30 protein-coding genes are annotated in these 26,383 nt (G+C 68.9%); 16 read left to right on the forward strand and 14 right to left on the reverse strand.

Annotated features, from left to right (window positions below; translation table 11 throughout):
- Nucleotides 1-170: 170 nt before the first annotated feature.
- The 3 genes from ACS5PK_RS21295 to ACS5PK_RS21305 all read right to left on the reverse strand — a co-directional run bounded on the left by ACS5PK_RS21295 (nt 171) and on the right by ACS5PK_RS21305 (nt 2,223).
- Entirely contained in the window at nt 171-497 is a 327-nt protein-coding gene (locus tag ACS5PK_RS21295; RefSeq protein ID WP_439442279.1) for a hypothetical protein, read from the reverse strand.
- Between the two features lie 223 nt (nt 498-720).
- Complete coding sequence (locus tag ACS5PK_RS21300; RefSeq protein ID WP_439442280.1) at nt 721-1,494, reverse strand: hypothetical protein; 774 nt, start codon at nt 1,492-1,494, stop codon at nt 721-723.
- 75 nt (nt 1,495-1,569) lie between these two features.
- Nucleotides 1,570-2,223, reverse strand: a complete 654-nt coding sequence (locus tag ACS5PK_RS21305; protein WP_439442281.1) for a TetR/AcrR family transcriptional regulator — start codon at nt 2,221-2,223, stop codon at nt 1,570-1,572.
- A 113-nt stretch (nt 2,224-2,336) separates the two neighbouring features.
- On the opposite strand from ACS5PK_RS21305, the gene ACS5PK_RS21310 reads away from it, so the two are divergent.
- The 16 genes from ACS5PK_RS21310 (at nt 2,337) to ACS5PK_RS21385 (ending at nt 14,523) form a co-directional block, all read left to right on the forward strand.
- Nucleotides 2,337-3,284 carry an ABC transporter ATP-binding protein gene (locus ACS5PK_RS21310; RefSeq protein ID WP_439442282.1) on the forward strand — a complete coding sequence of 316 codons (948 nt, stop codon included), beginning with the start codon at nt 2,337-2,339 and terminating at the stop codon, nt 3,282-3,284.
- A complete protein-coding gene (locus tag ACS5PK_RS21315) occupies nt 3,281-4,051 on the forward strand; it encodes an ABC transporter permease (protein WP_439442283.1) in 771 nt (256 codons plus the stop codon). The genes ACS5PK_RS21310 and ACS5PK_RS21315 overlap by 4 nt, the downstream gene beginning before the upstream one ends.
- A gap of 95 nt (nt 4,052-4,146) precedes the next feature.
- Entirely contained in the window at nt 4,147-4,416 is a 270-nt protein-coding gene (locus ACS5PK_RS21320; RefSeq protein ID WP_439442284.1) for a BolA family protein, read from the forward strand.
- Nucleotides 4,417-4,519: 103 nt separating this feature from the next.
- Nucleotides 4,520-5,161 carry an ATP phosphoribosyltransferase gene (gene hisG / locus ACS5PK_RS21325; RefSeq protein ID WP_439442285.1) on the forward strand — a complete coding sequence of 214 codons (642 nt, stop codon included), beginning with the start codon at nt 4,520-4,522 and terminating at the stop codon, nt 5,159-5,161.
- Between the two features lie 10 nt (nt 5,162-5,171).
- Complete coding sequence (gene hisD, locus ACS5PK_RS21330; protein WP_439442286.1) at nt 5,172-6,479, forward strand: histidinol dehydrogenase; 1,308 nt, start codon at nt 5,172-5,174, stop codon at nt 6,477-6,479.
- A gap of 142 nt (nt 6,480-6,621) precedes the next feature.
- Nucleotides 6,622-8,169 (forward strand): methyl-accepting chemotaxis protein, encoded by a 1,548-nt coding sequence (locus ACS5PK_RS21335; RefSeq protein ID WP_439442287.1) that lies wholly within the window; start codon nt 6,622-6,624, stop codon nt 8,167-8,169.
- 63 nt (nt 8,170-8,232) lie between these two features.
- Nucleotides 8,233-8,484, forward strand: a complete 252-nt coding sequence (locus ACS5PK_RS21340; protein WP_439442288.1) for a CopG family transcriptional regulator — start codon at nt 8,233-8,235, stop codon at nt 8,482-8,484.
- Entirely contained in the window at nt 8,481-8,942 is a 462-nt protein-coding gene (locus ACS5PK_RS21345) for a PIN domain-containing protein (protein WP_439442289.1), read from the forward strand. The genes ACS5PK_RS21340 and ACS5PK_RS21345 overlap by 4 nt, the downstream gene beginning before the upstream one ends.
- A 13-nt stretch (nt 8,943-8,955) precedes the next feature.
- The gene (gene hisC / locus ACS5PK_RS21350; RefSeq protein WP_439442290.1) at nt 8,956-10,050 is read left to right on the forward strand and encodes a histidinol-phosphate transaminase; all 1,095 of its coding nucleotides are present in this window, start codon (nt 8,956-8,958) and stop codon (nt 10,048-10,050) included.
- 19 nt (nt 10,051-10,069) lie between these two features.
- Nucleotides 10,070-10,669: an imidazoleglycerol-phosphate dehydratase HisB gene (gene hisB, locus ACS5PK_RS21355; protein ID WP_439442291.1), complete on the forward strand. Its 600-nt coding sequence runs from the start codon at nt 10,070-10,072 to the stop codon at nt 10,667-10,669.
- Nucleotides 10,669-11,319 carry an imidazole glycerol phosphate synthase subunit HisH gene (hisH, locus tag ACS5PK_RS21360; protein WP_439442292.1) on the forward strand — a complete coding sequence of 217 codons (651 nt, stop codon included), beginning with the start codon at nt 10,669-10,671 and terminating at the stop codon, nt 11,317-11,319. The genes hisB and hisH overlap by 1 nt, the downstream gene beginning before the upstream one ends.
- Before the next feature lie 91 nt (nt 11,320-11,410).
- Nucleotides 11,411-12,160 (forward strand): 1-(5-phosphoribosyl)-5-[(5-phosphoribosylamino)methylideneamino]imidazole-4-carboxamide isomerase, encoded by a 750-nt coding sequence (gene hisA / locus ACS5PK_RS21365; protein WP_439442293.1) that lies wholly within the window; start codon nt 11,411-11,413, stop codon nt 12,158-12,160.
- Between the two features lie 65 nt (nt 12,161-12,225).
- Complete coding sequence (gene hisF / locus ACS5PK_RS21370; RefSeq protein ID WP_439442294.1) at nt 12,226-13,005, forward strand: imidazole glycerol phosphate synthase subunit HisF; 780 nt, start codon at nt 12,226-12,228, stop codon at nt 13,003-13,005.
- Nucleotides 13,002-13,628 (forward strand): 16S rRNA (guanine(966)-N(2))-methyltransferase RsmD, encoded by a 627-nt coding sequence (gene rsmD / locus ACS5PK_RS21375; RefSeq protein ID WP_439442295.1) that lies wholly within the window; start codon nt 13,002-13,004, stop codon nt 13,626-13,628. Before hisF ends, rsmD begins: the two co-directional genes overlap by 4 nt.
- Nucleotides 13,629-13,737: 109 nt before the next feature.
- Nucleotides 13,738-14,247: a pantetheine-phosphate adenylyltransferase gene (gene coaD, locus ACS5PK_RS21380; RefSeq protein WP_439442296.1), complete on the forward strand. Its 510-nt coding sequence runs from the start codon at nt 13,738-13,740 to the stop codon at nt 14,245-14,247.
- Nucleotides 14,248-14,268: 21 nt separating this feature from the next.
- The gene (locus tag ACS5PK_RS21385) at nt 14,269-14,523 is read left to right on the forward strand and encodes a YfhL family 4Fe-4S dicluster ferredoxin (RefSeq protein WP_439442297.1); all 255 of its coding nucleotides are present in this window, start codon (nt 14,269-14,271) and stop codon (nt 14,521-14,523) included.
- A gap of 33 nt (nt 14,524-14,556) precedes the next feature.
- Here the strand turns inward: ACS5PK_RS21385 and ACS5PK_RS21390 are convergent, their stop codons facing one another.
- The 11 genes from ACS5PK_RS21390 to ACS5PK_RS21440 all read right to left on the reverse strand — a co-directional run bounded on the left by ACS5PK_RS21390 (nt 14,557) and on the right by ACS5PK_RS21440 (nt 26,382).
- Complete coding sequence (locus ACS5PK_RS21390) at nt 14,557-15,093, reverse strand: histidine phosphatase family protein (protein WP_439442298.1); 537 nt, start codon at nt 15,091-15,093, stop codon at nt 14,557-14,559.
- Nucleotides 15,094-15,097: 4 nt separating this feature from the next.
- Nucleotides 15,098-15,919, reverse strand: coding sequence for an adenosylcobinamide-GDP ribazoletransferase (gene cobS, locus ACS5PK_RS21395; RefSeq protein ID WP_439442299.1), 822 nt, complete (start codon nt 15,917-15,919; stop codon nt 15,098-15,100).
- Nucleotides 15,920-15,958: 39 nt separating this feature from the next.
- Nucleotides 15,959-17,266: an ATP-binding protein gene (locus ACS5PK_RS21400; RefSeq protein ID WP_439442300.1), complete on the reverse strand. Its 1,308-nt coding sequence runs from the start codon at nt 17,264-17,266 to the stop codon at nt 15,959-15,961.
- 9 nt (nt 17,267-17,275) lie between these two features.
- A complete protein-coding gene (locus ACS5PK_RS21405) occupies nt 17,276-18,826 on the reverse strand; it encodes a DUF3369 domain-containing protein (RefSeq protein WP_439442301.1) in 1,551 nt (516 codons plus the stop codon).
- 166 nt (nt 18,827-18,992) lie between these two features.
- Nucleotides 18,993-20,033 (reverse strand): nicotinate-nucleotide--dimethylbenzimidazole phosphoribosyltransferase, encoded by a 1,041-nt coding sequence (gene cobT, locus ACS5PK_RS21410; protein WP_439442302.1) that lies wholly within the window; start codon nt 20,031-20,033, stop codon nt 18,993-18,995.
- A gap of 4 nt (nt 20,034-20,037) precedes the next feature.
- Nucleotides 20,038-20,877: an ABC transporter substrate-binding protein gene (locus tag ACS5PK_RS21415; protein ID WP_439442303.1), complete on the reverse strand. Its 840-nt coding sequence runs from the start codon at nt 20,875-20,877 to the stop codon at nt 20,038-20,040.
- Complete coding sequence (locus ACS5PK_RS21420) at nt 20,874-22,406, reverse strand: cobyric acid synthase (protein ID WP_439442304.1); 1,533 nt, start codon at nt 22,404-22,406, stop codon at nt 20,874-20,876. Before ACS5PK_RS21420 ends, ACS5PK_RS21415 begins: the two co-directional genes overlap by 4 nt.
- Entirely contained in the window at nt 22,397-23,464 is a 1,068-nt protein-coding gene (locus tag ACS5PK_RS21425; RefSeq protein WP_439442305.1) for an aminotransferase class I/II-fold pyridoxal phosphate-dependent enzyme, read from the reverse strand. Before ACS5PK_RS21425 ends, ACS5PK_RS21420 begins: the two co-directional genes overlap by 10 nt.
- Nucleotides 23,458-24,411 (reverse strand): adenosylcobinamide-phosphate synthase CbiB, encoded by a 954-nt coding sequence (gene cbiB / locus ACS5PK_RS21430; protein ID WP_439442306.1) that lies wholly within the window; start codon nt 24,409-24,411, stop codon nt 23,458-23,460. The genes ACS5PK_RS21425 and cbiB overlap by 7 nt, the downstream gene beginning before the upstream one ends.
- Before the next feature lie 10 nt (nt 24,412-24,421).
- Complete coding sequence (cobO, locus tag ACS5PK_RS21435; RefSeq protein WP_439442307.1) at nt 24,422-24,991, reverse strand: cob(I)yrinic acid a,c-diamide adenosyltransferase; 570 nt, start codon at nt 24,989-24,991, stop codon at nt 24,422-24,424.
- Between the two features lie 80 nt (nt 24,992-25,071).
- Nucleotides 25,072-26,382 carry a cobyrinate a,c-diamide synthase gene (locus tag ACS5PK_RS21440; RefSeq protein ID WP_439442308.1) on the reverse strand — a complete coding sequence of 437 codons (1,311 nt, stop codon included), beginning with the start codon at nt 26,380-26,382 and terminating at the stop codon, nt 25,072-25,074.
- Nucleotide 26,383 lies beyond the last annotated feature (1 nt).

Raw genomic sequence — 26,383 nt, forward strand, 5'->3', positions numbered from 1 at the left:
CTTCTTGAGTTCCCGGCTGCGCATCTCTGGCTCCTTGCGCCCCACCGCAGGGGCTTACGAGCCAATATCTCCTTCGCGTGGCTCACCAGATGAGCCATCACGAAGCAATGCGCAAAGAGCCTTCTTCTTTGCCTGTTGAGGCTGGCGCCGTCACGGGCCAGCCCGGGTCATCACTTGGACTTCTGGGCCTTGGGGCGGCCGGCGGCCGTGGGGTAGGCCGACATCACGCGGGCGGGATCGGCGTTGTCCAGGTAGGCGACGTACTGGGCCTCGGTGCACTTCAGGGCCTTGCCTTCGGTGTACTCGCCGCGCAGCTGCCCCTTGGCGTAGACGAAGCGGTATTCGTTGTCGTCACGGGCGGTGTCGAAGTTCACGGCATGCTGGGCGGCGCATTCCGCACGCAGGGCCTGCACCTCGCGGTTTTCAGCCGGCTTGGCGGCGTGGGCCAGGGAGGTGCCCAGCAGGGCGGCCAGGGCGATCAGGTGGAACTTCTTCATGATGCAACCTTTGCGAGTGCGGTGAGACGGGTGCTGAGCGGGCCTCGTGGACCCGCCCGGCGGTAAAAGTGCACACAGCTTAGCGGGCCGCGAGCCTGATGGCCATTGAGGACATCCACGGAGCAGGGCCGAAAACCGTGCGCTTTCCCACGAATCGCCGGGTGAGCCCCCTCGGCTGCGGGGGCCCTGTCCGGTCCGGTTCAGGGCTTTCCCGGGTGGGGTCTCACTCCTCCAGCTCTTCCTTGGCCAGTTCCACGTCCAGGCATTCCATGGCGTCCATGGGCTCGCAGGCGGCGGCATCGGCATAGAGTTGCTCGGCCAGGGCCAGGCGCTTGTCGCCTTCCAGCATGACCAGGCCGTTGGCGCGCTCGATCATGGCGATGGCGCTGCTCGGATTGAGCTTGATGGCCTGCTCGAACATCTTCAGGCCGGTGGCGGTGTCGGCGCCCTGGGTCTTGCCCAGCAGCTTGCCGACCTTGTCGATCACCTCGGCATGGAAGGCACCCAGGGCGATGTGGGCGTCGGCATGCTTGGGGGCCAGCTCGATGGCCTTTTCCAGCGCCGTCTTGACCTTGCCGCCCAGGCCTTGTGCCAGGGCCTTGGCCACGCTGATGCCCTGGCTGTAGCGACCCAGGGCATAGGCCTGCCAGTACCAGGCATTGGCGTTCTTGGGCTCGGCCTCCTGTTGGCCCTCCGCCCGCTCGGCGACTTCCAGGAACATCTCCAGCTTGGTCTTCTCCTTCTTCTCAAGGTAGTTGGCGTAGATGGCCTGGGCCTTGTTGGCCACGGTGATGCCGGCGCCGCCTGCGGCCAGGCCGGCCTCGTAGGCCTGCTGGAACTCACCGGCATGGAAATGGATCCAGGCTTGCTGCACGGCGGCGTCCTTGGGGAAGGGCTCGGCGTCGCCGGCATGCAGGCGGGTCCAGTGCTTCTTCAGGCTGGCGGCGTCGTACTGGAAGGCCGCGTTGTCATAGGGGAAGGCAGTCCACTTGGCCATCGATGTCTCCGTGTTGTGTCGGTCTCAGGTGTCTTCGGGGGCAGGTCTTGCGTCACTCGCGGGAGGGGCGGCTGTCTAGCCGTTGTAGCGGCCAGCCAGCTTGAAGAGGTGCTCCCGCGAATCGGGTTCGAGGTAGGGCAGCAGCGTGCTCAACACATGGAAGGCTCCGCGCATGAGGGCGCTGCCGGCGCGGTCGGGTTCCAGGGCATGGCGTGGGTCGCGCACGTATTCGTAGCTCAGCCAGTAGCTCTGCAGCACCACCATGGCCTCGGCGGTGGGGCCGGCGTCGCGGGGCTCCATGCGCAGGGCGCCGCCATGCTGCAGGCCGGACAGCACCGCGCGCATGGCCAGGCCCTTGTGGGCCAGCACGGTCTGGAAGTGCGTCTCCAGCTTGCGGTTCTTGGAGAGCAGGTCGTTGAGGTCGCGGTAGAGGAAGCGGTGCTTCCAGATCAGCTCGAAGAGCATGTGGAAGAAGAGCCAGGCGTCTTCCACGTTGCGAACGTTCTCCGAGGCGCCCAACAGCTCGGTGAGCTCGCGCTCGTAGGCCGCAAAGAGCGCGTTGATCAGCTCGTCCTTGGCCGGGTAGTGGTAGTAGAGGTTGCCAGGGCTGATGTTGAGCTCGGCCGAGATGAGCGTGGTCGAGACGTTGGGTTCACCGAAGCGGTTGAACAGGTCCAGCGTGACTTCGAGGATGCGTTCTGCGGTGCGCCGCGGCTTCTTGGTGGCCATGGAATGCTTTTAGTGGCTGTCTCGGCCGATTCTGGCACCAAGACGAGTCCCTACTCTAGGGGTTTGGCTCCAGCGTCAGCAGGAATTTGGCACGCTCCCTACAATCCGCCGCCATGCAAAGTCCCACCCCTGCAGCGGCCGCCACGACAGGCCGCGAGCACCCGGCCCTCCGATTCGAGGCGGTCTCCAAGACCTACCGCGGCGGCCAGGTGAAGGCCCTGGACCAGGTCAGCTTCGACATCCAGCCCGGTGAATTCTTCGGCCTCCTGGGGCCCAACGGCGCCGGCAAGACCAGCCTCATCTCCATCCTCGCCGGCCTCTCCAAGGCCAGCAGCGGCCGCGTGCGCGTGCTGGGCCATGACGTGGTGGACGACTACGCTGCCGCACGCAAATGCCTGGGCATCGTGCCGCAGGAGCTGGTCTTTGACCCCTTCTTCTCGGTGCGCGAGGCCCTGGAGATCCAGAGCGGCTACTTCGGCGTGCGCAACAACGGCGCCTGGATCACCGAGCTGCTGGAGAACCTGGGCCTGGCCGACAAGTCCCAGGCCAATATGCGCCAGCTCTCCGGCGGCATGAAGCGCCGCGTGCTGGTGGCCCAGGCTCTGGTGCACCGCCCGCCGGTGATCGTGCTGGACGAGCCCACCGCCGGCGTGGACGTGGAACTGCGCCAGACCTTGTGGGCCTTCATCGCCCGGCTCAACAAGGAAGGCCACACCGTGCTGCTGACCACCCACTACCTGGAAGAGGCGGAGGCCCTGTGCCACCGCATCGCCATGCTCAAGACCGGCCGCATCGTGGCCCTGGACCGCACCAGCAACCTGCTGGCCGGCAAGGCCTCGACCATGCTGCGCTTCAAGACTGACGTCGCGCTCCCGCAAGACCTGGCCCCCATCGCGCGGGTCACCGGCCGCATCGTGCAGATCAAGGCGCATGACGCGGCCGAGGTCGAGCGCGTGCTGGCACGCCTGCGCGCGGCCGGCGTGCCGGTGGAGGACCTCGAGATCGGCCGTGCCGACCTGGAGGACGTGTTCCTGGAGATCATGCAGGGGGCTCAGGCATGAGCGGGATCCGACTCGAAGGTGCGCGCACGCTGTTCTACAAGGAAGTGCTGCGCTTCTGGAAGGTGAGCTTCCAGACCGTGGCCGCGCCGGTGCTGACCGCCGTGCTGTACCTGCTGATCTTCGGCCATGTGCTGGAGGACCATGTGAAGGTCTACGGCCACGTGGCCTACACCGCCTTCCTGATCCCGGGCCTCGTGATGATGAGCGTGCTGCAGAACGCGTTCGCCAACAGCTCGTCCTCGCTGATCCAGAGCAAGATCACCGGCAATCTCGTCTTCGTGCTGCTGACGCCGCTCTCGCACTGGGCCTGGTTCCTGGCCTATGTGGGTGCCTCGGTGGTGCGCGGCCTGGCCGTGGGCCTGGGCGTGTTCCTCGTGACGGCCTGGTTCGCGCCGCCGGGGCTGGCGCAGCCGCTGTGGGCGCTGGTGTTTGCGCTGCTGGGCGCGGGCATGCTGGGCGCGCTGGGGCTGATCGCCGGGCTGTGGGCCGAGAAGTTCGACCAGATGGCGGCCTTCCAGAACTTCATCATCATGCCCATGACCTTCCTGTCGGGCGTGTTCTATTCGGTGCATTCGCTGCCGGCCTTCTGGCAGGGCGTGAGCCACCTGAACCCCTTCTTCTACATGATCGACGGCTTCCGGCACGGCTTCTTCGGCGTCAGCGACGTCTCGCCCTGGCTGAGCCTGGCCATCGTGGGCGCGAGCTTTCTCGTGGTCTCGGGCATCGCGCTGTCCCTGCTCAAACGCGGCTACAAGATCCGCGGCTGAAGCCGGGCCGCGAGCCCGCGCGAAGCCCCGGTGCGCCACTGCAGAAGCCCCGGCCTGGCCGGGGCCTGTCACGTCTCGGTAGAATCCCGCCCATCATGGCCGATCCCACTCCCGCTGAAGTTCAGCAATACATTGCCGACGGACTCCCCTGCCAGCTGCTGCAGGTCGAGGGTGACGGCCGCCATTTCTTCGCCACCATCGTCTCCGCGGAATTCGAGGGGCTGACTCGCATCCGCCGCCACCAGCGCGTCTACCAGGCCCTGGGCGAGCGCATGCGCGAGCAGATCCACGCCCTGTCCATGAAGACGCTGACGCCGGCCGAGCATGCCGGCGCGCCGGCCGCGGCCGGCCATCACCATCGCTGACACCCCATCCGCTTGAATCCGAGCGGGTGGCGGTGAGATGCCGCTCCAGGTGATCCCGCTGCCGTCCGCCGAGTCCAGAAAACCGAGACCGCAAAGGACGCCCATGATCACCCTGGCCCTCTCCAAGGGACGCATCTTCGAAGAGACCCTGCCGCTGCTGAAGGCCGCCGGCATCGAGGTGCTCGAGGACCCCGAGACCTCCCGCAAGCTGATCCTGCCCACCAACAAGCCCGAGGTGCGCGTGGTGCTGGTGCGTGCGACGGATGTGCCCACCTATGTGCAGTACGGCGGCGCGGACCTGGGCGTGGCCGGGCGCGACGTGCTGATCGAGCATGGCGGCGAGGGCCTGTACCAGCCTCTGGACCTGCGCATCGCCCGCTGCCGCATGAGCGTGGCCACGCGCGACGACTTCGACTACGCCGCGGCGGTCAAGCAGGGCTCGCGCATTCGCGTGGCCACCAAATACACCGAGATCGCCCGCCAGCACTTCGCCGACAAGGGCGTGCACGTGGACCTCATCAAGCTCTACGGCTCCATGGAGCTGGCCCCGCTGACCGGCCTGGCCGATGCCATCGTGGATCTGGTCTCCACGGGCAGCACGCTCAAGGCCAACCGCCTGGTGGAGGTGGAGCGCATCATGGAGATCTCCTCGCGCCTGGTCGTCAACCAGGCGGCACTCAAGCTCAAGCGCGAGGCCCTGCGCCAGATGATCGACGCCTTCGCGTCGGCCACGCCCGCTGCCTGAAGGAGCCGCCATGCTGAAGCTTCGACAACTCGACACGCAGGACGCAGGCTTCGAGGCCGCCTTCCAGCGCGTGCTGCACTGGTCCGCCGACACCGATGCCGCCATCGAGGCCCGCGTGGCCGAGATCCTGGCCGATGTGCGCGCCCGGGGTGATGCCGCCGTGCTCGAGTACACCGCCCGCTTCGACCGCCTGAGCGCCGATGCGCTGGGCGCACTGGAACTGACGCGCGAGGAGCTGAAGGCCGCCTTCGACGGCCTGCCCGGCGAGCAGCGCGAGGCCCTGGAGGCCGCCGCCCGCCGCGTGCGCAGCTACCACGAGCGCCAGAAGGCCGCCTGCGGCGAGAGCTGGAGCTACCGCGACGAGGACGGCACCCTGCTGGGGCAAAAGGTGACCCCGCTGGACCGCGTGGGCATCTACGTGCCCGGCGGCAAGGCCGCCTACCCCAGCAGCGTGCTGATGAACGCCATCCCGGCGCAGGTGGCCGGCGTGCCCGAGATCATCATGGTCGTGCCCACCCCCGGTGGCGAGAAGAACGCCCTGGTGCTGGCCGCTGCCTATGTGGCCGGCGTGCACCGCGCCTTCACCATCGGCGGTGCGCAGGCCGTGGCCGCCCTGGCCTATGGCACGGCCACCGTGCCGCGCGTGGACAAGATCACCGGTCCCGGCAACGCCTATGTGGCCAGCGCCAAGAAACACGTCTTTGGCCAGGTGGGCATCGACATGATCGCCGGCCCCAGCGAGATCCTGGTCCTGGCCGACGGCAGCACGCCGCCCGACTGGGTGGCCATGGACCTCTTCAGCCAGGCCGAGCACGACGAGCTGGCGCAGAGCATTCTGCTGTGCCCCGACGCGGACTACATCGCGCAAGTCCGCGAGGCCATCGAGCGCCTGCTGCCCACCATGCCGCGCCAAGAGGTGATCCGCGCCTCGCTGGAAGGCCGCGGTGCGCTGATCCTCACGCGCTCCATGGAGGAGGCCTGCGAGATCAGCAACCGCATCGCGCCCGAGCACCTGGAGGTCTCCAGCCACGAGCCCCATCGCTGGGAGCCCCTGCTGCGCCATGCCGGCGCCATCTTCCTGGGCGCCTACACCAGCGAATCGCTGGGCGACTACTGTGCCGGCCCCAACCATGTGCTGCCCACCTCGGGCACCGCGCGCTTCTCCTCGCCGCTGGGGGTCTACGACTTCCAGAAGCGCAGCAGCCTCATCGAGGTCAGCGAGGCGGGCGCGCAGAAGCTGGGGCCCATCGCCGCGACGCTGGCCTATGGCGAGGGGCTGCAAGGCCATGCGCTGGCGGCCGAATACCGGTTGAAGTGATGCGATGGCGCTGCCCGTGCAGCGCTGTTGTTGTTGGTCTGCAAAGCCCGGCTCGTCCGGGCTTTCTTCATGGGACTGGCACTATCCGGCTGCAAAGGACTTGGCCTAGGATGGCCCATCGCCAATCCTGCGGAGACTCGTGATGAGACTGTCGGACATGAAGGTGGGGATGCGCATCGGCCTGGGTTTTGCGGCCGTGCTGCTCATGTCGGGCCTGCTGGGCCTGCTCTCGATCTCGCGGCTGGGCCTGATCCAGGCCAGTGTCAGCGACCTGGCAAGCAACTGGATGCCCAGCATCAAGGCCATCTCGGAGATCGACGACAAGGTCCAGTCGATCCGCCGGCTTGAGCTGCGCATGTGTCTCCTGGAGACCGTGGCGGAGGTCCAGAGTGTGATGGAGACCATCAAGTCCACGCGCGAGAAGGACCTGCCCAAGCTGATCGGTGTCTACGTGCCCCTGATTGCTTCGCCTGAGGAAGAGGCGACATGGAACGCGGCGAAGGCCAAGATCGACGCCTACCTGGCGGTGCAGGACCGCCTGATCGAGCAGCGCAAGGCCGGCAATCGTGCCGAGTACCAGGCCACCGTGGTCGGCGACTCCCTGCGCCTGATCACCGAGGTGTCGGAGGCCCTGGGCCGGACGATCAAGATCAACGAGGACGGCGCCGCGGCCAGCTATGCGGAAGCCAAGAGTACCTATGACAGCGTGCGCCTCACCCTGATCGTGCTGCTGGTGCTGCAGCTGGTGGCGGGCGGCGTGGTGGCGATGTTCCTGACCCGCAACACCGTCGATCCCCTGCAGCGCATGGTGAGCGTGGCCGAGCGGGTGGCGGGCGGCGACCTGGGTGTGGACGTGGACACCTCGCGCCGCGATGAGTTCGGCCGTCTGGCCACCGCCCTCGAAGAGATGCGCAGCGCCCTGAACCGCTCCATCGGCACGGTGCGCGGCAGCGCGGAAAGTATCGCCATGTCCAGCAGCGAGGTGGCGGCGGGCTCCAGCGACCTGTCCGCCCGCACCGAGCAGATGGCCTCCAGCCTGGAGGAGACCTCGGCCACCATGCAGACCCTCAGCGAGACCGTGCGCCAGAACGCCGACGCCACCCGGCAGGCCACCAGCCTGGCCCGTGAAGCCAGCCAGGTCGCCGAGCAGGGCGGCGAGGTGGTCGGGCGCGTGGTGGGCACGATGGAGGAGATCAACACCAGTTCGCGCAAGATCAGCGACATCATCGGTGTCATCGACGGCATCGCCTTCCAGACCAACATCCTGGCGCTGAATGCCGCCGTCGAGGCCGCCCGGGCCGGCGAGCAGGGCCGCGGCTTCGCGGTGGTGGCCGGCGAGGTTCGCTCCCTGGCCCAGCGCAGCGCCGAGGCAGCGCGCGAGATCAAGGCTCTGATCGGGACCTCGGTCGACAAGGTCGACGCCGGCACCCGCCTGGTCGCCGAGGCCGGCCAGACCATGCAGGAGCTGGTGCAGGCGGTGCAGCGGGTCAGCCACATCATCGAGGACATCAGCCGCGCCACCCAGGAGCAGAGCACCAGCCTCACCGAGGTGGGGCTGGCGGTGAACCGGCTGGACGAGGTCACCCAGCAGAACGCGGCGCTGGTGGAGGAGTCCAGTGCCGCGGCGGAATCGCTGCGGGACCAGGCGGCTCAGCTCAGCGCGGCGGTCTCGGGCTTCAAGACGGCCTGAGCGGGTGGGCGCGCCGGCCTCGCATTCGGCGCCCGCGAATGATGGCTTGAGAGCACGAAGTTCGTGTTGCACGAACTTCGTGTTAGTCTTCGCCTCATGAAGAACGTCACCGTGACCATGGAAGATAGCGTGGCCGAGTGGGCCCGGCTGGAGGCTGCGCGGCGCAACACCAGTGTCTCCCGCCTGGTCGGTGAGCTGCTGGCCGAGAAGATGCGGCATGACGACGCCTACGAGCGCGCCATGCAGGACTGGCTGCACCGCGAGCGCAGCTGGGCCAGCGACGGCCAGGCCTACCCCGCCCGGGGCGCGCTGTGAGCGCGGCGCCCCTGGTCTTCGTCGACACCTCGGTGCTGATCCTCAGCGAGGACGGCGCCCGGCCTGGCGAGCAGGCCCAGGCCCTGGTCTGGCTGCGCGAGCTGTGGCAGCGCCGCGCCGGGCGCGTCTCCACCCAGGTGCTCAACGACTTCTACCGCCTCGTCACCACCCGGCTGCAGCCCGCCATGCCCAATGGCGACGCCCGCGCCGAGGTGCGCCGCTACCAGCGCTGGCAACCCTGGGCCATCGACCACGCCACGGTCGAGAGCGCCTGGTCCATCGAGAGCCGTTTCGGCCTGGCCTATATGGACGCCTTGGTCGTGGCCGCTGCCAAGGCCCAGGGCTGCGAATGGCTGCTGAGCCTGGAGTTGGCCCACGGCCTGCAACTGGACAGCGTGCAGATCCTCAATCCCCTGCAGGCCGCGCCGGACGCCGTGTTCGCCGCAGGCAAGGCCTGAGCCCGGAGCCTCCATGGACGAACTGAGCCAAGCCCTGTCCCGCATTCGCGAGGACGTTCGCCAGACCCAGGCCTACCCGGTGCAGTCCGGCGCCGGCCTGGTCAAGCTGGACGTGATGGAGAACCCCTACCGCCTGCCCGAGGCCCTGCAGCGCCTGCTGGGCGAGCGCCTGGGCCGCGTGGCCCTGAACCGCTACCCGGCCGAGGGCACGCAGCAACTGGCCGCGGCACTGGCCCGCCATGCGCAGCTGCCCGCCGAGGGCTACGGGCTGACGCTGGGCAATGGCTCGGACGAGCTGATCTCCCTGCTGAGCCTGGCCGTGGCGCGGCCGGGCGCGGTGATCATGTCGCCCCTGCCCAGCTTCGTGATGTACGGCATCTCGGCCCAATACCAGCACCTGCGCTTCGTGGGCGTGCCCCTGCGGCCGGACTTCGAGCTGGACGAGGCCGCCATGCTGGACGCCATCGCCACCGAGCAGCCGGCCCTGCTTTACCTCTCGCATCCCAATAACCCGACCGGCAACCTCTGGGACGAAACCGTCATCGAACGCCTCATTGAGGCCGCGCCCGGCCTGGTGGTGCTGGACGAGGCCTACCAGCCCTTTGCCGAGCGCGACGGCCTGGCCCTGATGCAGCGCCATCCCAAGGTGCTGGTCATGCGCACCATGAGCAAGTTCGGCCTGGCCGGCGTGCGCATCGGCTACCTGATGGGTCGGCGCGAGCTGGTGGACCAGGTGGAGAAGCTGCGCCCGCCCTTCAACGTCAGCGTGCTCAATGCCGAGGCGGCGCTCTTTGCGCTGGAGCACGAGGCCGTCTATGCCGAGCAGGCCGCCGCCCTGCGCGCCGAGCGCGAGCGCCTGCATGCGGCCCTGCAGCAACTGAGGGGCGTGCAGGTCTTTCCCAGCCAGGGCAATATGCTGCTGGTGCGCGTGCCCGATGCCGCCGCCGTGTTCGCGGGGCTCAAGGCCCGCGGCGTGCTGATCAAGAACGTCTCCGGCCTGCACCCCTTGCTGCAGCAATGCCTGCGAATCACCATCGGCACGCCGGTGGAGAACCAGACCCTGCTGGCCGCCCTGCAAGCCGCCCTCGAAGCTTTGACCCTGTCCTGAACCTGCCCAAGTCCAGACCATGAGCACCGCCCCACGCATTGCCGAAGTCCGCCGCGACACCAAGGAGACGCAGATCCGCGTCCGCGTCAACCTCGATGGCACGGGGGAGGCCCAGCTGTCCACCGGCATCGGCTTCTTCGACCACATGCTGGACCAGATCGCCCGCCACGGCCTCATCGACCTCGAGATCGAGGCGAAGGGTGACCTGCACATCGACGGCCACCACACGGTGGAAGACGTCGGCATCACGCTAGGCATGGCCGTGGCCCAGGCCATCGGTGACAAGCGGGGCCTCACTCGCTATGGCCACAGCTATGTGCCGCTGGACGAGGCGCTGTCGCGCGTGGTGATCGATTTCTCCGGCCGCCCTGGCCTGGAGATGGACGTCAAGTTCACCGCCGGCAGCATCGGTGCCTTCGACACCCAGCTGACCTACGAATTCTTCCAGGGCTTCGTCAACCACGCCCTGGTGAGCCTGCATGTGGACAACCTCAAGGGCCACAACGCCCATCACCAGTGCGAGACGATGTTCAAGGCCTTCGGCCGCGCGCTGCGCATGGCGATGACGCTGGATCCGCGCTCGGCCGGCGTGATTCCCTCGACGAAGGGGACTCTGTGATGGCCAGCCGGACCGTTGCCGTGGTGGACTACGGCATGGGCAACCTCCGCTCCGTGTCTCAGGCGGTGATCCACGCCGCCGAAGGCCAGGGCGTGGAGGTGCTGATCACCTCCAGACCTGAGGAGGTGTATGCCGCCGAGCGCGTCGTGCTGCCGGGCCAGGGCGCCATGCGGGACTGTATGCGAGAGCTGCGCGACTCCGGCCTGCAGGAGGCCGTGCTGGATGCCGCCGCGCGCAAGCCGCTGATGGGGGTGTGCGTGGGCATGCAGATGCTGCTGGACCACAGCGAGGAGCAGGACACGCCGGGCCTGGGCCTGATTCCCGGCCGCGTGAAGCGCTTCCAGCTCGAAGGCCGGCTGCAGCCGGACGGCAGCCGCTACAAGGTACCGCAGATGGGCTGGAACCGTGTGTTCCAGACCCGGCCGCACCCCGTCTTTGCCGGCGTGCCGGATGGTTCCTGGTACTACTTCGTGCACAGCTACTACACGGCGCCCGCTGACCCCGCCCACCGAGCCGCCGAGACCGAGTACGGCGAGCGCTTTACCTGCGCCGTGGCCCGGGATAACATTTTCGCCACCCAATTCCACCCCGAGAAAAGCGCCGCGCTGGGCCTGGCCCTGTACCGCAATTTCCTTCACTGGAAGCCATGAGGACGTCAGCTGACTCCCGCCCCTGCATGAGCGCCGCTTTTCCCCGCCCCGCATTCCCCTTCAACCTTCTCCCACCACCTGCATTTCGGCCATGCTGCTGATCCCTGCCATTGACCTGAAAGACGGCAAATGCGTCCGCCTGCAACAAGGCGACATGAACGCCTCCACCACCTTCGGTGAGGACCCCGCGGCCATGGCGCGACGCTGGGTCAACGCCGGCGCCCGGCGCCTGCACCTGGTGGACCTCAACGGTGCCTTCGCGGGCAAGCCGGTGAACGAGGCGGCCATCAAGGCCATCATCCGCGAGGTGGGCGACGACATCCCCATCCAGCTGGGCGGCGGCATCCGGGACCTCGACACCATCGAGCGCTACCTGGACGACGGCCTGTCCTACGTGATCATCGGCACCGCGGCAGTGAAGAGCCCGGGCTTCCTGAAGGACGCCTGCTCGGCCTTCGGCGGCCACATCATCGTGGGCCTGGACGCCAAGGACGGCAAGGTCGCCACCGATGGCTGGAGCAAGCTCACCGGCCATGAGGTGATCGACCTCGCCCGCAAGTTCGAGGACTACGGCATCGAGGGCGTGATCTACACCGACATCGGCCGCGACGGCATGCTCAGCGGCGTGAACATCGAGGCCACGGTCAAGCTCGCGCAGGCCCTGTCCATCCCGGTGATCGCCTCGGGCGGCCTGTCCAACATCCAGGACATCGAGGCCCTGTGCGCCGTCGAGAGCGAAGGCGTGGAAGGCGTGATCTGCGGCCGCGCCATCTACACCGGCGACCTGGACCTCGCCGCTGCCCAGAAGCGGGCCGACGAGCTCTCCGAGGCCCAGGCCTGATCCCGTCCTGCCCCTCTCCAAAGGGCCGCTCGCGCAGCGGCCCTTGTTCTTGAAAGACACGCCCCATGCTGGCCAAACGCATCATTCCCTGCCTGGACGTGACCGGAGGTCGCGTGGTGAAGGGCGTCAACTTCGAGTCCCTGCGCGACGCGGGCGACCCGGTGGAGATCGCCGCCCGCTACAACGAGCAGGGCGCCGACGAGCTCACCTTCCTGGACATCACCGCCACCAGCGATGGCCGTGACCTGATCCTGCACATCATCGAGGCGGTGGCCTCGCAGGTCTTCATCCCGCTGACGGTGGGCGGCGGCGTGCGCTCGGTGGCCGATGTGCGGCGCCTGCTCAACGCAGGGGCGGACAAGGTCAGCTTCAACTCGGCCGCCGTGGCCAGGCCCGAGCTGATCCGCGAGGCCTCGGACAAATACGGCGCCCAGTGCATCGTCGTGGCCATCGATGCCAAACGCCGCCAGGGCGATGATCTCGCCGCGCGCGGCGAGGGCTGGGACGTCTACACCCATGGCGGCCGCAAGAACACCGGGCTCGATGCCCTGCAGTGGGCACGCCAGATGGCCGAGTTCGGCGCCGGCGAGATCCTGCTGACCAGCATGGACCGTGACGGCACCAAGATCGGCTTCGACCTGCCGCTCACCCGCGCCGTCAGCGACGCCGTGCCTGTGCCTGTGATCGCCTCGGGCGGCGTGGGTACCCTGGAGCATCTGGTCGACGGCATCCAGATCGGCGGCGCCGACGCCGTGCTGGCCGCCAGCATCTTCCACTATGGCCAGCACACGGTGGGTGAGGCCAAGGCCTTGATGGCCTCGCGCGGCATCGAGGTGCGGCAGTGAAGGCCCGCGTCAGGCCCGAGGCGTCCACGCCGTCCACGCCGGCCCGCACCAGGCCCCCCGGCGCGCCGCGCCTGGCACCGGCCGAGGTCCGCATCATCGGCGGCCAGTGGAAGCGCTCCAAGCTGCCCGTGGCCCACAAGCCGGGCCTGCGCCCCACGCCGGACCGCGTCCGCGAGACGCTCTTCAACTGGCTGGGCCAGGACCTCTCCGGCTGGCGCGTGCTGGATGCCTTCGCGGGCAGCGGTGCGCTGGGCTTCGAGGCCGCCTCGCGCGGGGCGGACGAGGTGCTGCTGCTGGAGCGCGATGGCGAGCTGGCGCGCAGCCTCAACGCCTCCAAGGCGCGGCTCAAGGCCGAGACCCTCCGTGTGGAATCGACGGACGCCCTGGCCTGGATGGCTCGCAGCGCGCCCGCGCGCTTCGAGCTGGTGATGCTGGATCCGCCCTTCGATGCCGGCCTCTTCGAGCCCGCGCTGCGTGCCGCGGCGCCCCTGGTAGTGCCGGGGGGCTATCTCTACATCGAGTCCCCCGAGCCGCTGAGCCCCGCGTCCGCGCTGGGCCTGCTGCCGCATCGAAGCGGCAAGGCCGGTGCCGTGCATTACGCGCTGTTCCGCCGCGAAGGTTGAGGCGCCGTCCACCCTTTGCCTGTCCCGGTGAGCCGGGCAGGGGATAATCGGGCCCGCCGTCGCTGCCACCGCAGTTCCCGCCATCCCCCGCGACGCCCAGGAGCCCGCGTTGACCTCTGCCACTGTGCTGACCGCCGTCTATCCCGGCACCTTCGATCCCATGACCCTGGGCCATGAGGATCTGATGCGCCGCGCCAGCCAGCTCTTCGAACGCCTGATCCTGGCGGTGGCCGCTGGTCATCACAAGAACACGCTCTTCTCGCCAGACGAGCGCCTGGAGATCGCCCGCGAGGTGGCTTTGCGCTACCCCAACGTGGAGGTCATCGCCTTCCGCGGCCTGCTGCGCGACTTTGTGCAGCAGCATGGCGGCAAGGTGGTCGTGCGCGGCCTGCGCGCCGTCAGCGACTTCGACTACGAATTCCAGATGGCCGGCATGAACCGCAAGCTGATGCCCGATGTCGAGACCGTCTTCCTGACGCCCTCGGACCAGTACCAGTTCGTCTCCGGCACCTTTGTGCGCGAGATCGCCAAGCTGGGCGGTGACGTCTCCCAGTTCGTCTCGCCCTCGGTCAGCGCCCGCCTCGCGGACCGTGTGGCCAAGCAGGCCTCGCAGCCCTGAAGGCCGGACAGGAGTAGCGCCATGGCACTGATGATCACCGACGAATGCATCAACTGCGACGTCTGCGAGCCCGAATGCCCCAACGAGGCCATCTCCATGGGCGAGGAGTACTACCAGATCGACCCGGGCAAGTGCACCGAATGCGTGGGCCATTTCGATGAGCCCCAGTGTGTGCAGCTGTGCCCTGTGGCTTGCATCCCGGTCAATCCGGACCACGTCGAGAACCGCGAGACGCTGATGCAGAAGTTCCTGCGGCTGACGCAGGCCACGGCTTGAGCGGCGCCCCGGCCTCGCCGATGCGCCGCCGATTCATGTGAGGCGCCAGGCTTCGCCGTAGGCAGGAGGCTGCGGCCAGCAGGACGCCGTGGGCGGTGCATCTCCATGCGTCTGACGCCAGCGGCGCGCCAGCATCCAGCCGCCATGGCTCACGACCAGGGCGCCCTCGGGCAGGTGGCAGGCCGCCACGCGCTCCAGCAGGGCCTGCAATCTCTCGCCGCCCGCGGGGGCAAAGCCGAGAAAGTCCGACACCCAGGCGTCGATCTCTGCCTTGGCTATGTCGCGCCAGAAGCGGCCGTCCCAGGCGCCAAAGTCCATCTCCCGCAGGTCTTCCCGCTGGTGATGCGTCCAGCCCCAGCGCCGCAGCCAGCGGCCGACGTCCGCGCAGCGCTGCAGGGGCGATGTCCACACCTGGTGCGGCAGGCGGTGGCGCCGTGCATGGGCCTGGATGCGCCGGGCCAGGCGCTTGACTCTTCGCCAGTGCACGGGCACGTCAGTGCGGGCACCGATGCAGCGGCCCTGCACGCCCTCGGGGCGGGGGTGGCGCCAGACCGTGATGCTGCCGGCCATGGGGTCAGGTCGTGCCTAGGCCGAGGTGAGGCAACACGGCCAGGGCAGCGAGCAGCAGCAGCAGCTCGCTGAGCTGCTGGCTGGCGCCGAGGTTGTCGCCTGTGTAGCCACCCAGGCGGCGGTGCAGCCAGCGGTGCATCCACCCCACGGCCAGGGCTGCCGCGCCTGTTTGCGCCGACAGCATCAGCAGGACATCGCCCAGCGGCCAGGGGCCGGCCAGCAGCGGCAGCGTGAGCACTACCGCCATCAGCATTGCGGCGGCGAGCGAGCCCGCGCCGATCTGCGTGGCCAGGGGTTTGGCCTTGGCGTGTTCAGCGTCGCCCGCGTAGGGCAGGCTGTGCATGAGCAGCAGCGGTGCCAGGCGCGAAGCCGTATGCCCCCAGGCCAGCAAGAGCACGGCCAGCAGCGGCGCGCGCTCGGCCAGGGCGGCCAGGGTGGCGGCCTTGAGTCCCAGCAGCAGGATCAGGCCCAGCGCGCCGTAGCTGCCCAGGCGCGAGTCCTTCATGATCAGCAGGGCCTTCTCGCGGCTCACGGCGCCACCCAGGCCGTCGCAGGTATCGGCCCAGCCGTCCTCATGGAAGCCGCCCGTCAGCCAGACGCTGGCCGCAATGGCCAGCAGCCCCGCGATCAGCGGCGGGAACAGCAGCAGGGCCGCGCCGAAGGCCATCGCGCTGAACAGGCCCACCAGGGCGCCCACTGCCGGAAAGTAGCGCGCGCACTGCTGCAGCCAGACCGGCTCGAAGCCCACCCAGGCTGGAATGGGCAGGCGGGTAAAGAACTGCAGGGCGATGAAGAAGAGGCGGAGTTCGTGCAGCAGGCTTGGCATGCGTGAGGCCGGCCGGGCACGCCGGCCGGGGCCGCGCACTCAGCCCTGCTCGGGCGGGTTCAAGGGGAGTTCGATGATATAGCCCGTGCCCGGTCGCGCCTCCGGGTCCAGCCGGATACGGCCCTGCATCATCTGGCACAGCCGCGCCACCAGATGCAGGCCCAGGCCCTGGTCCTGGACTGCATCCCAGCCCCGCAGCAGCTGCTCGCGAAGAATCTGCGGCAGGCCGCGGCCGTTGTCGCGGTAGTGCAGCCGGGCCCAGTCGCCTTCACGCTGCAGGCTCAGCTGTATGCGGCGGTCGCCTATGCCCTCGAAGGCATGGGCGCAGCTGTTGCGCAGGAGCTTGGCCAGCAGCTGGGAGAGCTGCCCACCGCACATGACCACAGGCGCGGCCTCGGGCAGGTCCAGCTCCAGTCGGGCGCGTGCGCCCTTGAGCAGGGCCCCATGCACGCGCAGGATGTTGCGCAGGTAGTCGCAGAGGTCGAAGGCACTGACCCTTTGCTGGGCCTGGTCGGCGGCATAGGTCTTGAAGCCCGAGAGCAGGTCCGATGCTCTTCGCAGATGGGCGCCGGCCAACTGGCTGGCGTCGGCAATGCGTTGCGCGAGCTCGGCGGCCTCGGCCGCAGTGAGCTTGCCGCCGCGCAGGCCCAGCAGGAGGCGCTGCGCGAATTCATCCAGCCCGGAGCACGCCGTCACGGCCACGCCGATGGGTGAGGCGATGTCATGCGTCATGCCGGCCACCAGGCTGCCCAGCGCCGCCATGCGTTCTTGCTCGATCAGGCGTCCGGTGGCCCTCAGTTCCCGCTCTCCATGGGCCATCAGCAGCTGCTGTTCATGCTCGCGTGCAAGCAGATTCAGCAGCTCTGCACTGCAACGGCCAGCCAGGGCCTGCATGAGCTCCAGCGCGAAAAGGCGGCGCTCCCAGGGAATGGGCGCGCGGTCCATCACGGACAGCAGGCCGATGACGGCGTTGTTCGCGTCCAGCAGGGGCAGGCCCAGATAGCTGTGCACGCCGATCTCGACCAGCAGTGTGTCGGTGGGATAGGCCTGCTGAACGCCGCTGGCGTGATAGCACACGGCGCCGTCGGCCACATTGCGGCAGGGCGTGCCCTGCAGCGAGTAGTTGAAGGGGGGCACCCAGCGGTCTTCCTGCCAGAAGGCCAGGAGCTGGGCGCAAAGGCCTTGGGGCGCCTGCTCGATCTTGCCGATGAAACAGGCAAGAACGCCCAGCTCCATCGCCAGGCTGCGGCTCACGGCTTCGAAGAAGGCGCCGCCATGCAGCGGCCCCATGGCCAGGTTCAGCGCACGCAGCGCCTGCTCGATGTTCGGCCCCGGCGTACTGCGCATGGCGGGCCCTCAGGCGCGGTCGGGCAGGCGCTGGTAGATCTCGTGGACGGCGTCCAGGTGGTCCAGCAGCAGCGCCACGAGCTTGGGGTCGAACTGCGTACCGGCCTGTCCTTTCACATAGGCCAGGGCCTCATCGAAGCTCCAGGCCTTCTTGTAGCAGCGGTCGCTGACCAGGGCATCGAAGACGTCGACCAGGGCCACGATGCGCCCGGCCACGTGGATCTGCTCGCCGGCCAGGCCGCGCGGATAGCCCTGGCCATCCCAGCGCTCATGGTGCTCGTGCGCGATGATGGCGCCGAGCTGCAGGATGCGCTTGTCGGACTTGCTTAGCAGCTCGTAGCCGATGCGGGCGTGGGTCTGCATGATCTCCCACTCCTCGCCATCCAGCTTGCCGGGCTTGTTGAGCACGCGGTCGGGAATGCCGATCTTGCCGACGTCATGCAGCGGGGCGGCCTGGCGCATGAACTCGACATCGCCCGCCTTCATGCCCACCAGCTCGGCCAGCAGGGCGGCCAGCTCGCCCACGCGGCGCACGTGGGCGCCGGTTTCCTTGGAGCGCTTCTCGACGGCCTCTCCGATGATGTAGACGGTGGAGCGCTGGGTGTCGGCGATCTCCTCGCGCAGCAGCAGGCTCTCGTAGGTGATGGCCACATTGGCGCAGAAGATCTCCAGCAGCTCGCGGGCCTCGGCATCCACCGGCTCGGAGAAGACCATGTACAGCAGGCTCTCGTTGCCGCTGCTGGTGCGGTAGTAGCCGACGAAGCAGAGGTCCTCGAAATGGCTTTGCTGGTCCAGCAGAGCCTTGTCCAGGGACTTGCGCACATCATCGGGCAGGCTGTCGACTTCCTCGTCGACCAGCAGCTTGGAATACTCCGACGTGGCTGCCAGCACCTTGAGCCGACCCTCGATGTGCGAGGCGGCATAGGCCGAGATGCGACTGGCGCACAGGCCCTGGGCCTCGTAGCCCAGCAGATGAGCCACCTGCTCCAGGACGGCCGAGGCGAAGCGGCGCAGGTTCTGGCTATCGTAGATGCGGGTGATGGCGTCGATGGAGCGGCGCAGGGCCTGGCGCGACTGATCGATGATCATGATGTCGCGGTAGGAGCGCAGTGCCGAATAGAAGACCGTGATCAGCTTGCGCTTGGTGAGCTCGGTCTTCTCTTTGTAGTCGTTGATGTCATAGGTCTTGATGACATGCTCTTCGGGCGCCTGCCCCGGCTGCCCGGTGCGCAGCACGATGCGCACATGGTGGTTCTCGAGCTCCTCGCGGATGTAGCGGGCGAGGTCCAGGCCCGCATGCTCGGACTCCATCACCACGTCCAGCAGCACCAGGGCGATGTCCTGGCGGGCCTGCAGCAGCTCGCGGGCCTCGGTGGCGCTGTAGGCATCCAGGAACTGAAGGCGGCGCCCGGCGAACTCGAAGTCCGCCATGACCAGCTGTGTCACCTGATGAACGGCGGGGTCGTCGTCGACGATCATCACCACCCAGGGGTCGATTGCCTTCGCGCGTCCCTGAGGCAGTTCCTCAGGAAGTTCGTCAGCAAACACCAAGTCGGACATCGCTCGCTCCCATGTGCTGAGGCTGGGCTCATTATGGTGGCAAGTCTTGCCCTTGTGGGGCGAGCCAGAAGGACAGCTGTGGCAGGGAAGTGGCAGAAGTCGTGCAGCTGTACCGGCCTTCGGGGGCGCATGTATGCCGCGGTGAAGCGCCGCCCGCGTTCAGCCCTTAAGACTGTCGCTCGCTGACCCCGGCGGAGGCGAAGCTGGCCATCTCGGCCAGGATGCGGCAGGCCGACTCCAGCAGCGGCCAGGCCAGGGCTGCACCCGAGCCCTCACCCAGGCGCAGGCCCAGGTCCAGCAGGGGCTGGGCCTGCAGCCGCTCCAGCATCAGGCGGTGCGCCTGCTCGTTGGAGCAGTGAGCGAAGACGCAGCGCTCCAGCACGGCCGGCTGCAGGCGGGCCGCCACCAGCACGGCGCTGCTGGTGATGAAGCCGTCCACCAGGATCACGCGACGCTCCAGGGCGGCCTGCAGCACGGCGCCTACCATCATCGCGATCTCAAAGCCGCCGAAGGCCTGCAGTGCCTCCAGCGGCAAACGGGCCTGCGGATGGCGTTCCAGCACCTGACCGAGGATCTCGGTCTTGCGGGCCAACTGGGCATTGTCAAGACCTGTCCCCCGCCCCACGCAGTCAGCGATGGGCAGCTCGCCCAGGCGGGCCAGCAGCAAGGCCGCGGCCGAGGTGTTGCCTATGCCCATTTCACCCAGGATCAGCGCATTGCCAGGCTGGGTCGCGAGCAGTTCGCGGCCGGCCCCGAGCGCCGTGGCGCATTGGTCGGCCGTCATGGCGGGCTGCTCCAGGGCATCGGCGGTGCCGGGCGCCACCTTGGCCTGGATGAGGCCGGGGCGGGGCGCGAAATCATGGCGCACACCGGCGTCCACCACGGTAAGTGCCAGGCCATGCTGGCGCGCCAGCACGCTGACCGCCGCGCCCCCGGCCAGGAAGTTCTCCACCATCTGCCAGGTGACGTCGGACGGATAGGCCGAGACGCCGCGCGCCGCAAGGCCGTGATCACCGGCAAAGACCATCAGCTGGGGCAGCTTCAGCAGCGGCGTCTCGGTACCCAGGATCAGGCCCAGGCGCTGCATCAGTGTCTCGAGCTGGCCCAGGGAGCCCAGGGGTTTGGTCTTGCTGTCGATGCGGGCCTGCAGGCGCTGGGCCAGGTCGGCGTCGTGGAGGCTGGGGATGTGGGGGATCAGGTCGCTCATTTTTCTACTGCAGGACGGTGGATTGGATGGCCGCCAGCACCTGGGGCGCACCGCGCTCCAGCGCTGCCAGGCCGGGGGCGAGGATGTCGGCGGACTTGATTTCCGCCAGCCGGGCGCCCAGGGCGGCAAAGCCGGGCCGGGCGAGCACCTTCTCGGGCACAAACTTCTTGCCGCACCAGGAGCCCAGGATCAGCTGGGGTTCGTGGGACAGCACCTCTTCATGGCTGACGATGCGCTGCTTGGCGAAGCCGGCGCGTGCGCGGCCAGCAAAGACGTCGTGGCCACCGCAGAGCTGGATGATCTCGCTGACCCAGCCGATGCCGCAGATCAGGGGATCGTCCCATTCCTCGAAGAACACGCGCGGCCGCCAGGGCAGGGCGGCGGCGGCCTCGGCCAGTCGCAGCTCATGGGTCAGGAGTTCGGCGCAGAGCGCCTCGCCCTGTGCCTCCTTCTGCACCAGGGCGGCCAGGCGGCGCACCATGGCGTGGATGCCGGCGATGTTGCGCTGGTCGAACCACAGGGTGGGTAGGCCGGCTGCCTCGCACTCGGCCAGCAGGGGCCTTTGAAGGTCGGAGAAGCCGATCACGAGGTCCGGCCTTACGGCCAGGATGCGTTCCAGCTTCATGCTGGAGAAGCCGCTGATCTTGGGCTTCTCGGCTCGCGCCTCGGGTGGGTGCACGCTGTAGCCGGAGATGCCGGCCACGCGGTCCTGGGCGCCCAGGCGGTACAGCACCTCCACCGCTTCGGTGGACAGGCAGGCAATGCGCTGCGGCGCGCAAGGCATGGGCTTGGCCGTGGACAGGGCGGGGGCCAGGGTGGGGGACAAGTGGGCGAGGGGTGTCATGCGGAGGGTTCCAGCAATTGCATCAGGGCACCCGGTGCGAAGTGGCGGTCGACATAGTCCGCCAGGCCTTCGAACACCGGCTCCAACCCTCCTGCGTCGACCCCGAACAGGGCCTTCAGCAAGGCCGGCTGCTCGAACAGGCCGTGGGCATAGAGCCCCAGCACGTTCTGCTGCTGCCAACCAACGACGCTTCCGTCCTGCTCATGCAGGATCTCTTCGGCTGTGTCCAGCGACGGATGCTGGACGGTGCGCCCATGGTGAATCTCATAACCTTCCAGATCAAGTCCCTGTAAGGCCGACCAGGGTGACGGCATCGTCTTGGCAAAGGACAATCGCGCGGGCCTCAGCAGCTTTTCCCGCTCGAAGCGCGTCACCAGGGGCAGCAGGCCCAGGCCTGGCGCATTGCCGTCGATGCCATGCGGGTCCACCAGGGTCTCGCCCAGCATCTGCAGGCCGCCGCAGATGCCCATCACTGGCTTGCCAGCGGCCGCATGGGCGGCGATGGCCGCATCCAGGCCTTGCTCGCGCAGCCAGGCGAGGTCGGCCGTCACGGCCTTGGAGCCGGGCAGGATGATCCAGTCTGCGCCCTGCAGCGTGCGCGCATCGCGGGCCCAGACCAGCTGCACGCCGGGGGCCTGGCGCAGGGGCTGGAACTCGTCCAGGTTGGAGAGTCGCGGATATGCCACGATGGCGATGCGCAGGCCCTGGCCCGTGCTGTGGTCGTCGAAGACGCCGTCCTCCTCCGGCAGGCCGTGCTGGCGCCACATGGGCAGCACCGCGAGCGTGGGCACGCCGGTCAGCTGCTGCAGCATCTCGGGGCCGGGCGCCAGCAGGCGGGCGTCGCCGCGGAAGCGGTTGAGCACATAGCCGCGGATCAGCGCCCGCTCCTCGGGGGGCAGCAGCTGGTGCGTGCCGTAGAGATGGGCGAAGGCGCCGCCGCGGTCGATGTCGGTGGCCAGCAGGCAGGCGGCCTGCACCTCGCGGGCGGTGCGCATGTTGACGTAGTCGCTGGCATGCAGGTTGATCTCGGCCGGCGAGCCTGCGCCCTCGATCACCACCACCTCGTTCTCCTCCATCAGCGCATGCAGTGCTGCACGGGCATGGGGCCACAGCAGCTCGCTGCGCTCGCGCCAGGGGGCGCGGCTCAGGGCCTCGTCGACCTCGCCCAGCACCACCACCTGCGAGGCGGTGTCGGCCTCGGGCTTGAGCAGCACCGGGTTCATGCGGACCTCGGGCTGACAGCGCGCGGCCAGGGCCTGGAAGTACTGGGCGGAGCCGATCTCGCCCATCTTGCCGATCAGCCCGGCCGCGCCGCCTCGGAGGGGCGACTGCGTACCCGCGGTCGAGGGGCTCACAGGCACAACGCGCGCGTTGTTGCTCATGTTCTGCGCCTTGTAGGGCGCCACCTTGAAGCCCTGGCGCGCATACCAGCGGCACAGGGCCGTGGCCAGAAAGCTCTTGCCTGCACCGCTGGTCGTGCCCAGCACCATCACGGCGCGCGCGCGCCCTTTCTTGTCGTTCAGAGGCATTCGAGGTCCATCAGGGCTTGAAGCAACGCGTCCTGGCTGTCGGGGCTTTGTACCGAGAGGCGCAGCCAGCCCGGCGCGCCCAGGGATTCGGCGTTGCGCAGCTTGATGCCGCGCTGGCGCAGGGCGGCCAGCAGGCTGGGTATGTGGGTGCCCGAGCCCGGGCGCCACAGGGCGAAATTGCAGACGCTGGGCCGTGCCGCCCAGCCGCGCAGGTGCAGGGCGCTGTGCTGGGCAAGGCGCCAGGGCCTCAGGCGGTCGCGTTGCTGCTTCAGCGCCTGAAGGGTGTCGGGGCGCCAGGCCTGGTCCAGCAGGGCCACGCCCTCGGCCGACAGCACCCAGCTGGGTGCCAGCTGCTGCACACGCGAGGCGGCCTCGGCCGCCTGCCGCGGCGCTTGCAGCAGGCCGGCGCGCACGCCGGTGAGGCTCAGGGCCTTGTTGGGGCAGCGCAGTCGCCAGGACTGCTCGGCCAGGGAGGCGGGCAACTGACTGCTGCCGTCCAGGCGCAAGGCCTCGTAGGCCAGGTCAATGGCCAGATGGGAGCCGCTGTTGAGCAGGGCATCGGCCAGGCCCTGCCAGGCGGCGGCCGGGGGGCTGCTGCCGGTGGGATTGCAGGGATCGCAGACCCAGACCAGGGCCGGCGCCTTCATTGGCAGGCCGTCTTCCTGGGTGCACAGCTGGCGGGCGAGCTGGGTGAGGTCCTCGTAGGCATGGACCCGCAGGCCCAGGGCCTGTGCGGCCGCCGCATACTCGCCAAAGCCGGGTTGCGGCACCCAGACGTGGCGAAGGCCTTCCAGCATCGCCCACAGCGTCAGGCGGCGTATGGCCTCGGCGCCGCCGGCGCTGGGCAGGATCAGCTCGGCGGGATGCTGCAGAAGGGAGGCCAGCTTCTCGCGCAACTGGCCGTAGGTCGGATCAGGGTAATGGCGGCGGTCCGCGGCCTGCACAGCGGCCAGCACGGGTTCTGGCGTGGACAAGGGGCTGGCGTTGCTGGAGAAATCATGCCGAACGGGCGGCCCGCCATCGGGCCCGCCGTGTTCCAGCAGCGGCGTACTCACCATGCCAGGCCTCCTCGCAGCGCCAAGGCCAGGCCCATCAGCAGCAAGGCGCACAGGCCCAGCCCCTGGCGGGCGACGGCCACGGCGCGGGCGATGTCCCCGGCCACAGGCTCGTCGCCCTCGGCATGCAGCAGGTAGACGCCCGGTTTGCCCAGCCTTCGGTCCAGTCGCAGGGCCATGGCGCCCATGGGCCAGCCGCCATTGGGTGAGGGCGTGAGGCCGGACTGCCGCCACAGGGCAGGCCAGCGCGAGGGCGGGCTCATCAGCAGGCCGGTAAGGCGGGCCGGGATCCAGGACAGCAGGTCGTCCAGGCGGGCGGCGCACTTTCCCGACCATTCCCAGGGGCCGTGGTAGCCCCACATGGCGTCGGCGGTATTGGCAAAGCGGTACAAGGCTGCGCCCGGCAGGCCGGCGAGGGCGAACCAGAACAGGGGCGCCACGACGGAGTCATTGAGGTTCTCGGCCAGGGTCTCGATGCCGGCCTCACGCACCTGAGCGGCGTTGAGCGTTCGCGTGTCCCGGCTGACCAGGCGCGACAGGCGTTCCCGCCCGGCCTCCAGCGATGTCTGCAGCGCATGTTCCACGGCCATCACCTCCTCGCGCAGCATGCGCCAGGCCAGCAGCGGCTTCAAGAGCAGACCCATGAAAACAAGGGCCATCCCCCACCGGAGGGGACTCTGCCAGGGCCGCAGGCCCTGCCACAGCAACTGCTCGGCCCCCGCGGCGAGCAGGACGCTCACGCAAGCGCCCAGCAGCCACAGCAGCCCGCCCCAGGCGAAGCCGGCCGCGGCGCCCAGGCTTGGCAGCCAGTGCTTGAAGGCCCCCAGGTAGCGGCCCATGGCCACCACCGGATGCGCCCAGGCGGGCGGCTCGCCGAAGAGGCGGTCCACCAGCAGGGCCAGTGCCATGGCCGCAGGGAAGAGCCAGAGAGGGTCCAGCAGGGGTTCCATCGCGCCCGCGTCAGTCCTCGATGCCGCGCTGGGCCGGCACGCCGGCCTTGAAGTGATGCTTGACCAGGGTCATCTCGGTGACGGTGTCCGCCAGGTCGATCAGCTCCTGCGGCGCACGGCGCCCGGTCAGCACCACATGCACATGCGAGGGGCGCTCGCGCAGCACCTGCAGCACGGGCTCCAGTGGCAGCCAGCCGTAGCGCAGGGGGTACATGATCTCGTCCAGCACCACGAGGAAATGCTCGCCGGCGCGTATCGTCGCCTCGGCCCGGGCCCAGCCTTCGCGGGCCAGCTCGGCGGAATGGTCCAGGTCTTTGCTCCTCCAGGAGAAGCCGTCGCCCAGGCCCTCGATAGGCACGCCCAGCTGCTCGAACAGGCGGTGCTCGCCGAAGCGGGCCGAGGGCACCTTCATGAACTGGTAGATCTTGACCGCCTTGCCGCGGCCATGGGCGCGCAGGGCCAGGCCGAAGGCGGCCGTGCTCTTGCCCTTGCCGTCGCCTGTGTGGACGAGGATCAGGCCACGGCGCTCGGCGGTGGGGAGGACGCGTTCGCGGTCGACGGGCGGGGTCTCAATTTCCATGGTCGGAGGCTTTCATCAGCGGGATGTATGGCAGGACGCGTCGGCGGGGCAGGGGCGAGACTTCGGGAAGGCGGCCTGGGTCAGACCTCGGCGCCGACGAGAAAGGCGGCCACGGCCTCAGGCCGCGAGGGGAAGTAATGATGGATGTAGCTGGCCCTCAGCGAGCCCTGCGCATACAGCGCCTCGGTGGTGCGCCCGCCGTTGGGGTTGCTGGCCAGGGCCAGGGGCCGCAGCGGCGTCTCCAGCGTGGAGTAATGGAAGCTGTGGCCGTGCAAGGTCCCTTCAGGCCAGGCGATGGACTGCAGGCCCAGGGCCGAGAGGCGGGTCTGCATGCGGCCGCTGCCGGGCAGCAGGCCGGCCAGGGGCCAGGTCTTGCCTTCGGCGTCGATCAGCTGCTCCAGCAGCACCAGCAGGCCGCCGCACTCGGCCAGCAGGGGCTTGCCCTCAGCCTGGTGGCGGCGCAGGTCGGCAAAGAAGCTGGGGTGGGCGGCCAGTGCCTCGGCATGCAGCTCGGGGTAGCCGCCGGGCAGCCAGAGCGCGTCGCAGTCGGGCAGGACCTCGCCGGCCAGGGGCGAGAAGAATCGCAGCTCGGCGCCCAGCTCGCGCAGGCAGTCCACATTGGCGGGGTAGATGAAGCTGAAGCAGGCGTCGCGGGCGATGGCGATGCGCCGGCCGGCCAACGGCTGGCCGTGGTCGACCTGGGCGGGCGCCTGGAAATCGATCGGCGCCAGCGCGGCTTCCAGGCCCTGGCCCAGCGCGCAGCCGGCTTCCCAGGCATCGGCCCAGGCCTGCAGCTGGGCGTCCAGCCCGGGCAGCTCCAGCGCCTGGACCAGGCCCAGGTGGCGCTCCGGCAGGCTCAGCTCGGGCTGGCGGCGCAGCGCGGCCACGAGGGGCAGGTCTTGCGGCAGGCCCTGGGCCACCATGCGGGCATGGGACTCGCTGCCCACGCGGTTGGCCACCACGCCGGCCACGCGGATGTCGCTGCGGTAGCGTGCCAGGCCGGAGGCCAGGGCGGCAAAGGTCTGGGCCATGGCCGAGGCGTCCAGCACCGCCAGCACCGGCAGGCCGAAGGCCGCGGCGAGGTCGGCGCTGCTGGGATCGCCGTCGAAAAGGCCCATCACGCCCTCGACCAGGATCAGGTCGGCCTCTGCCGCCGCACGGGCCAGCAGGGTCTGGCAATGAGCCAGGCCGCCCATGAAGAGGTCCAGTTGGTAGACCGGCGCGCCGCTGGCCCGCTCCAGGATCATGGGGTCCAGGTAGTCCGGCCCGGTCTTGAAGACCCGCACCCGGCGGCCCTGGCGGCGGGCCTGGGTGGCGATGGCGGCGGTGAGGCTGGTCTTGCCCTGGCCGGAGGCCGGGGCGCTGATCATGAGGGCGGGGCAGCGGGGCATG

The organism is Roseateles sp. DB2 (assembly GCF_051857535.1).
Taxonomy (GTDB): domain Bacteria; phylum Pseudomonadota; class Gammaproteobacteria; order Burkholderiales; family Burkholderiaceae_C; genus Roseateles_B.

Excerpts from the sequence above, each read along its gene's own strand:
- ACS5PK_RS21295 (WP_439442279.1), bottom strand. The coding sequence starts at position 497 with ATGAAGAAGTTCCACCTGATCGCCCTGGCCGCCCTGCTGGGCACCTCC.
- ACS5PK_RS21300 (WP_439442280.1), bottom strand. The coding sequence starts at position 1,494 with ATGGCCAAGTGGACTGCCTTCCCCTATGACAACGCGGCCTTCCAGTAC.
- ACS5PK_RS21305 (WP_439442281.1), bottom strand. The coding sequence starts at position 2,223 with ATGGCCACCAAGAAGCCGCGGCGCACCGCAGAACGCATCCTCGAAGTC.
- ACS5PK_RS21310 (WP_439442282.1), top strand. The coding sequence starts at position 2,337 with ATGCAAAGTCCCACCCCTGCAGCGGCCGCCACGACAGGCCGCGAGCAC.
- ACS5PK_RS21315 (WP_439442283.1), top strand. The coding sequence starts at position 3,281 with ATGAGCGGGATCCGACTCGAAGGTGCGCGCACGCTGTTCTACAAGGAA.
- ACS5PK_RS21320 (WP_439442284.1), top strand. The coding sequence starts at position 4,147 with ATGGCCGATCCCACTCCCGCTGAAGTTCAGCAATACATTGCCGACGGA.
- hisG (WP_439442285.1), top strand. The coding sequence starts at position 4,520 with ATGATCACCCTGGCCCTCTCCAAGGGACGCATCTTCGAAGAGACCCTG.
- hisD (WP_439442286.1), top strand. The coding sequence starts at position 5,172 with ATGCTGAAGCTTCGACAACTCGACACGCAGGACGCAGGCTTCGAGGCC.
- ACS5PK_RS21335 (WP_439442287.1), top strand. The coding sequence starts at position 6,622 with ATGAGACTGTCGGACATGAAGGTGGGGATGCGCATCGGCCTGGGTTTT.
- hisC (WP_439442290.1), top strand. The coding sequence starts at position 8,956 with ATGGACGAACTGAGCCAAGCCCTGTCCCGCATTCGCGAGGACGTTCGC.
- hisB (WP_439442291.1), top strand. The coding sequence starts at position 10,070 with ATGAGCACCGCCCCACGCATTGCCGAAGTCCGCCGCGACACCAAGGAG.
- hisH (WP_439442292.1), top strand. The coding sequence starts at position 10,669 with ATGGCCAGCCGGACCGTTGCCGTGGTGGACTACGGCATGGGCAACCTC.
- hisA (WP_439442293.1), top strand. The coding sequence starts at position 11,411 with ATGCTGCTGATCCCTGCCATTGACCTGAAAGACGGCAAATGCGTCCGC.
- hisF (WP_439442294.1), top strand. The coding sequence starts at position 12,226 with ATGCTGGCCAAACGCATCATTCCCTGCCTGGACGTGACCGGAGGTCGC.
- ACS5PK_RS21385 (WP_439442297.1), top strand. The coding sequence starts at position 14,269 with ATGGCACTGATGATCACCGACGAATGCATCAACTGCGACGTCTGCGAG.
- ACS5PK_RS21390 (WP_439442298.1), bottom strand. The coding sequence starts at position 15,093 with ATGGCCGGCAGCATCACGGTCTGGCGCCACCCCCGCCCCGAGGGCGTG.
- cobS (WP_439442299.1), bottom strand. The coding sequence starts at position 15,919 with ATGCCAAGCCTGCTGCACGAACTCCGCCTCTTCTTCATCGCCCTGCAG.
- ACS5PK_RS21400 (WP_439442300.1), bottom strand. The coding sequence starts at position 17,266 with ATGCGCAGTACGCCGGGGCCGAACATCGAGCAGGCGCTGCGTGCGCTG.
- ACS5PK_RS21405 (WP_439442301.1), bottom strand. The coding sequence starts at position 18,826 with ATGTCCGACTTGGTGTTTGCTGACGAACTTCCTGAGGAACTGCCTCAG.
- cobT (WP_439442302.1), bottom strand. The coding sequence starts at position 20,033 with ATGAGCGACCTGATCCCCCACATCCCCAGCCTCCACGACGCCGACCTG.
- ACS5PK_RS21415 (WP_439442303.1), bottom strand. The coding sequence starts at position 20,877 with ATGACACCCCTCGCCCACTTGTCCCCCACCCTGGCCCCCGCCCTGTCC.
- ACS5PK_RS21420 (WP_439442304.1), bottom strand. The coding sequence starts at position 22,406 with ATGCCTCTGAACGACAAGAAAGGGCGCGCGCGCGCCGTGATGGTGCTG.
- ACS5PK_RS21425 (WP_439442305.1), bottom strand. The coding sequence starts at position 23,464 with ATGGTGAGTACGCCGCTGCTGGAACACGGCGGGCCCGATGGCGGGCCG.
- cbiB (WP_439442306.1), bottom strand. The coding sequence starts at position 24,411 with ATGGAACCCCTGCTGGACCCTCTCTGGCTCTTCCCTGCGGCCATGGCA.
- cobO (WP_439442307.1), bottom strand. The coding sequence starts at position 24,991 with ATGGAAATTGAGACCCCGCCCGTCGACCGCGAACGCGTCCTCCCCACC.
- ACS5PK_RS21440 (WP_439442308.1), bottom strand. The coding sequence starts at position 26,382 with ATGCCCCGCTGCCCCGCCCTCATGATCAGCGCCCCGGCCTCCGGCCAG.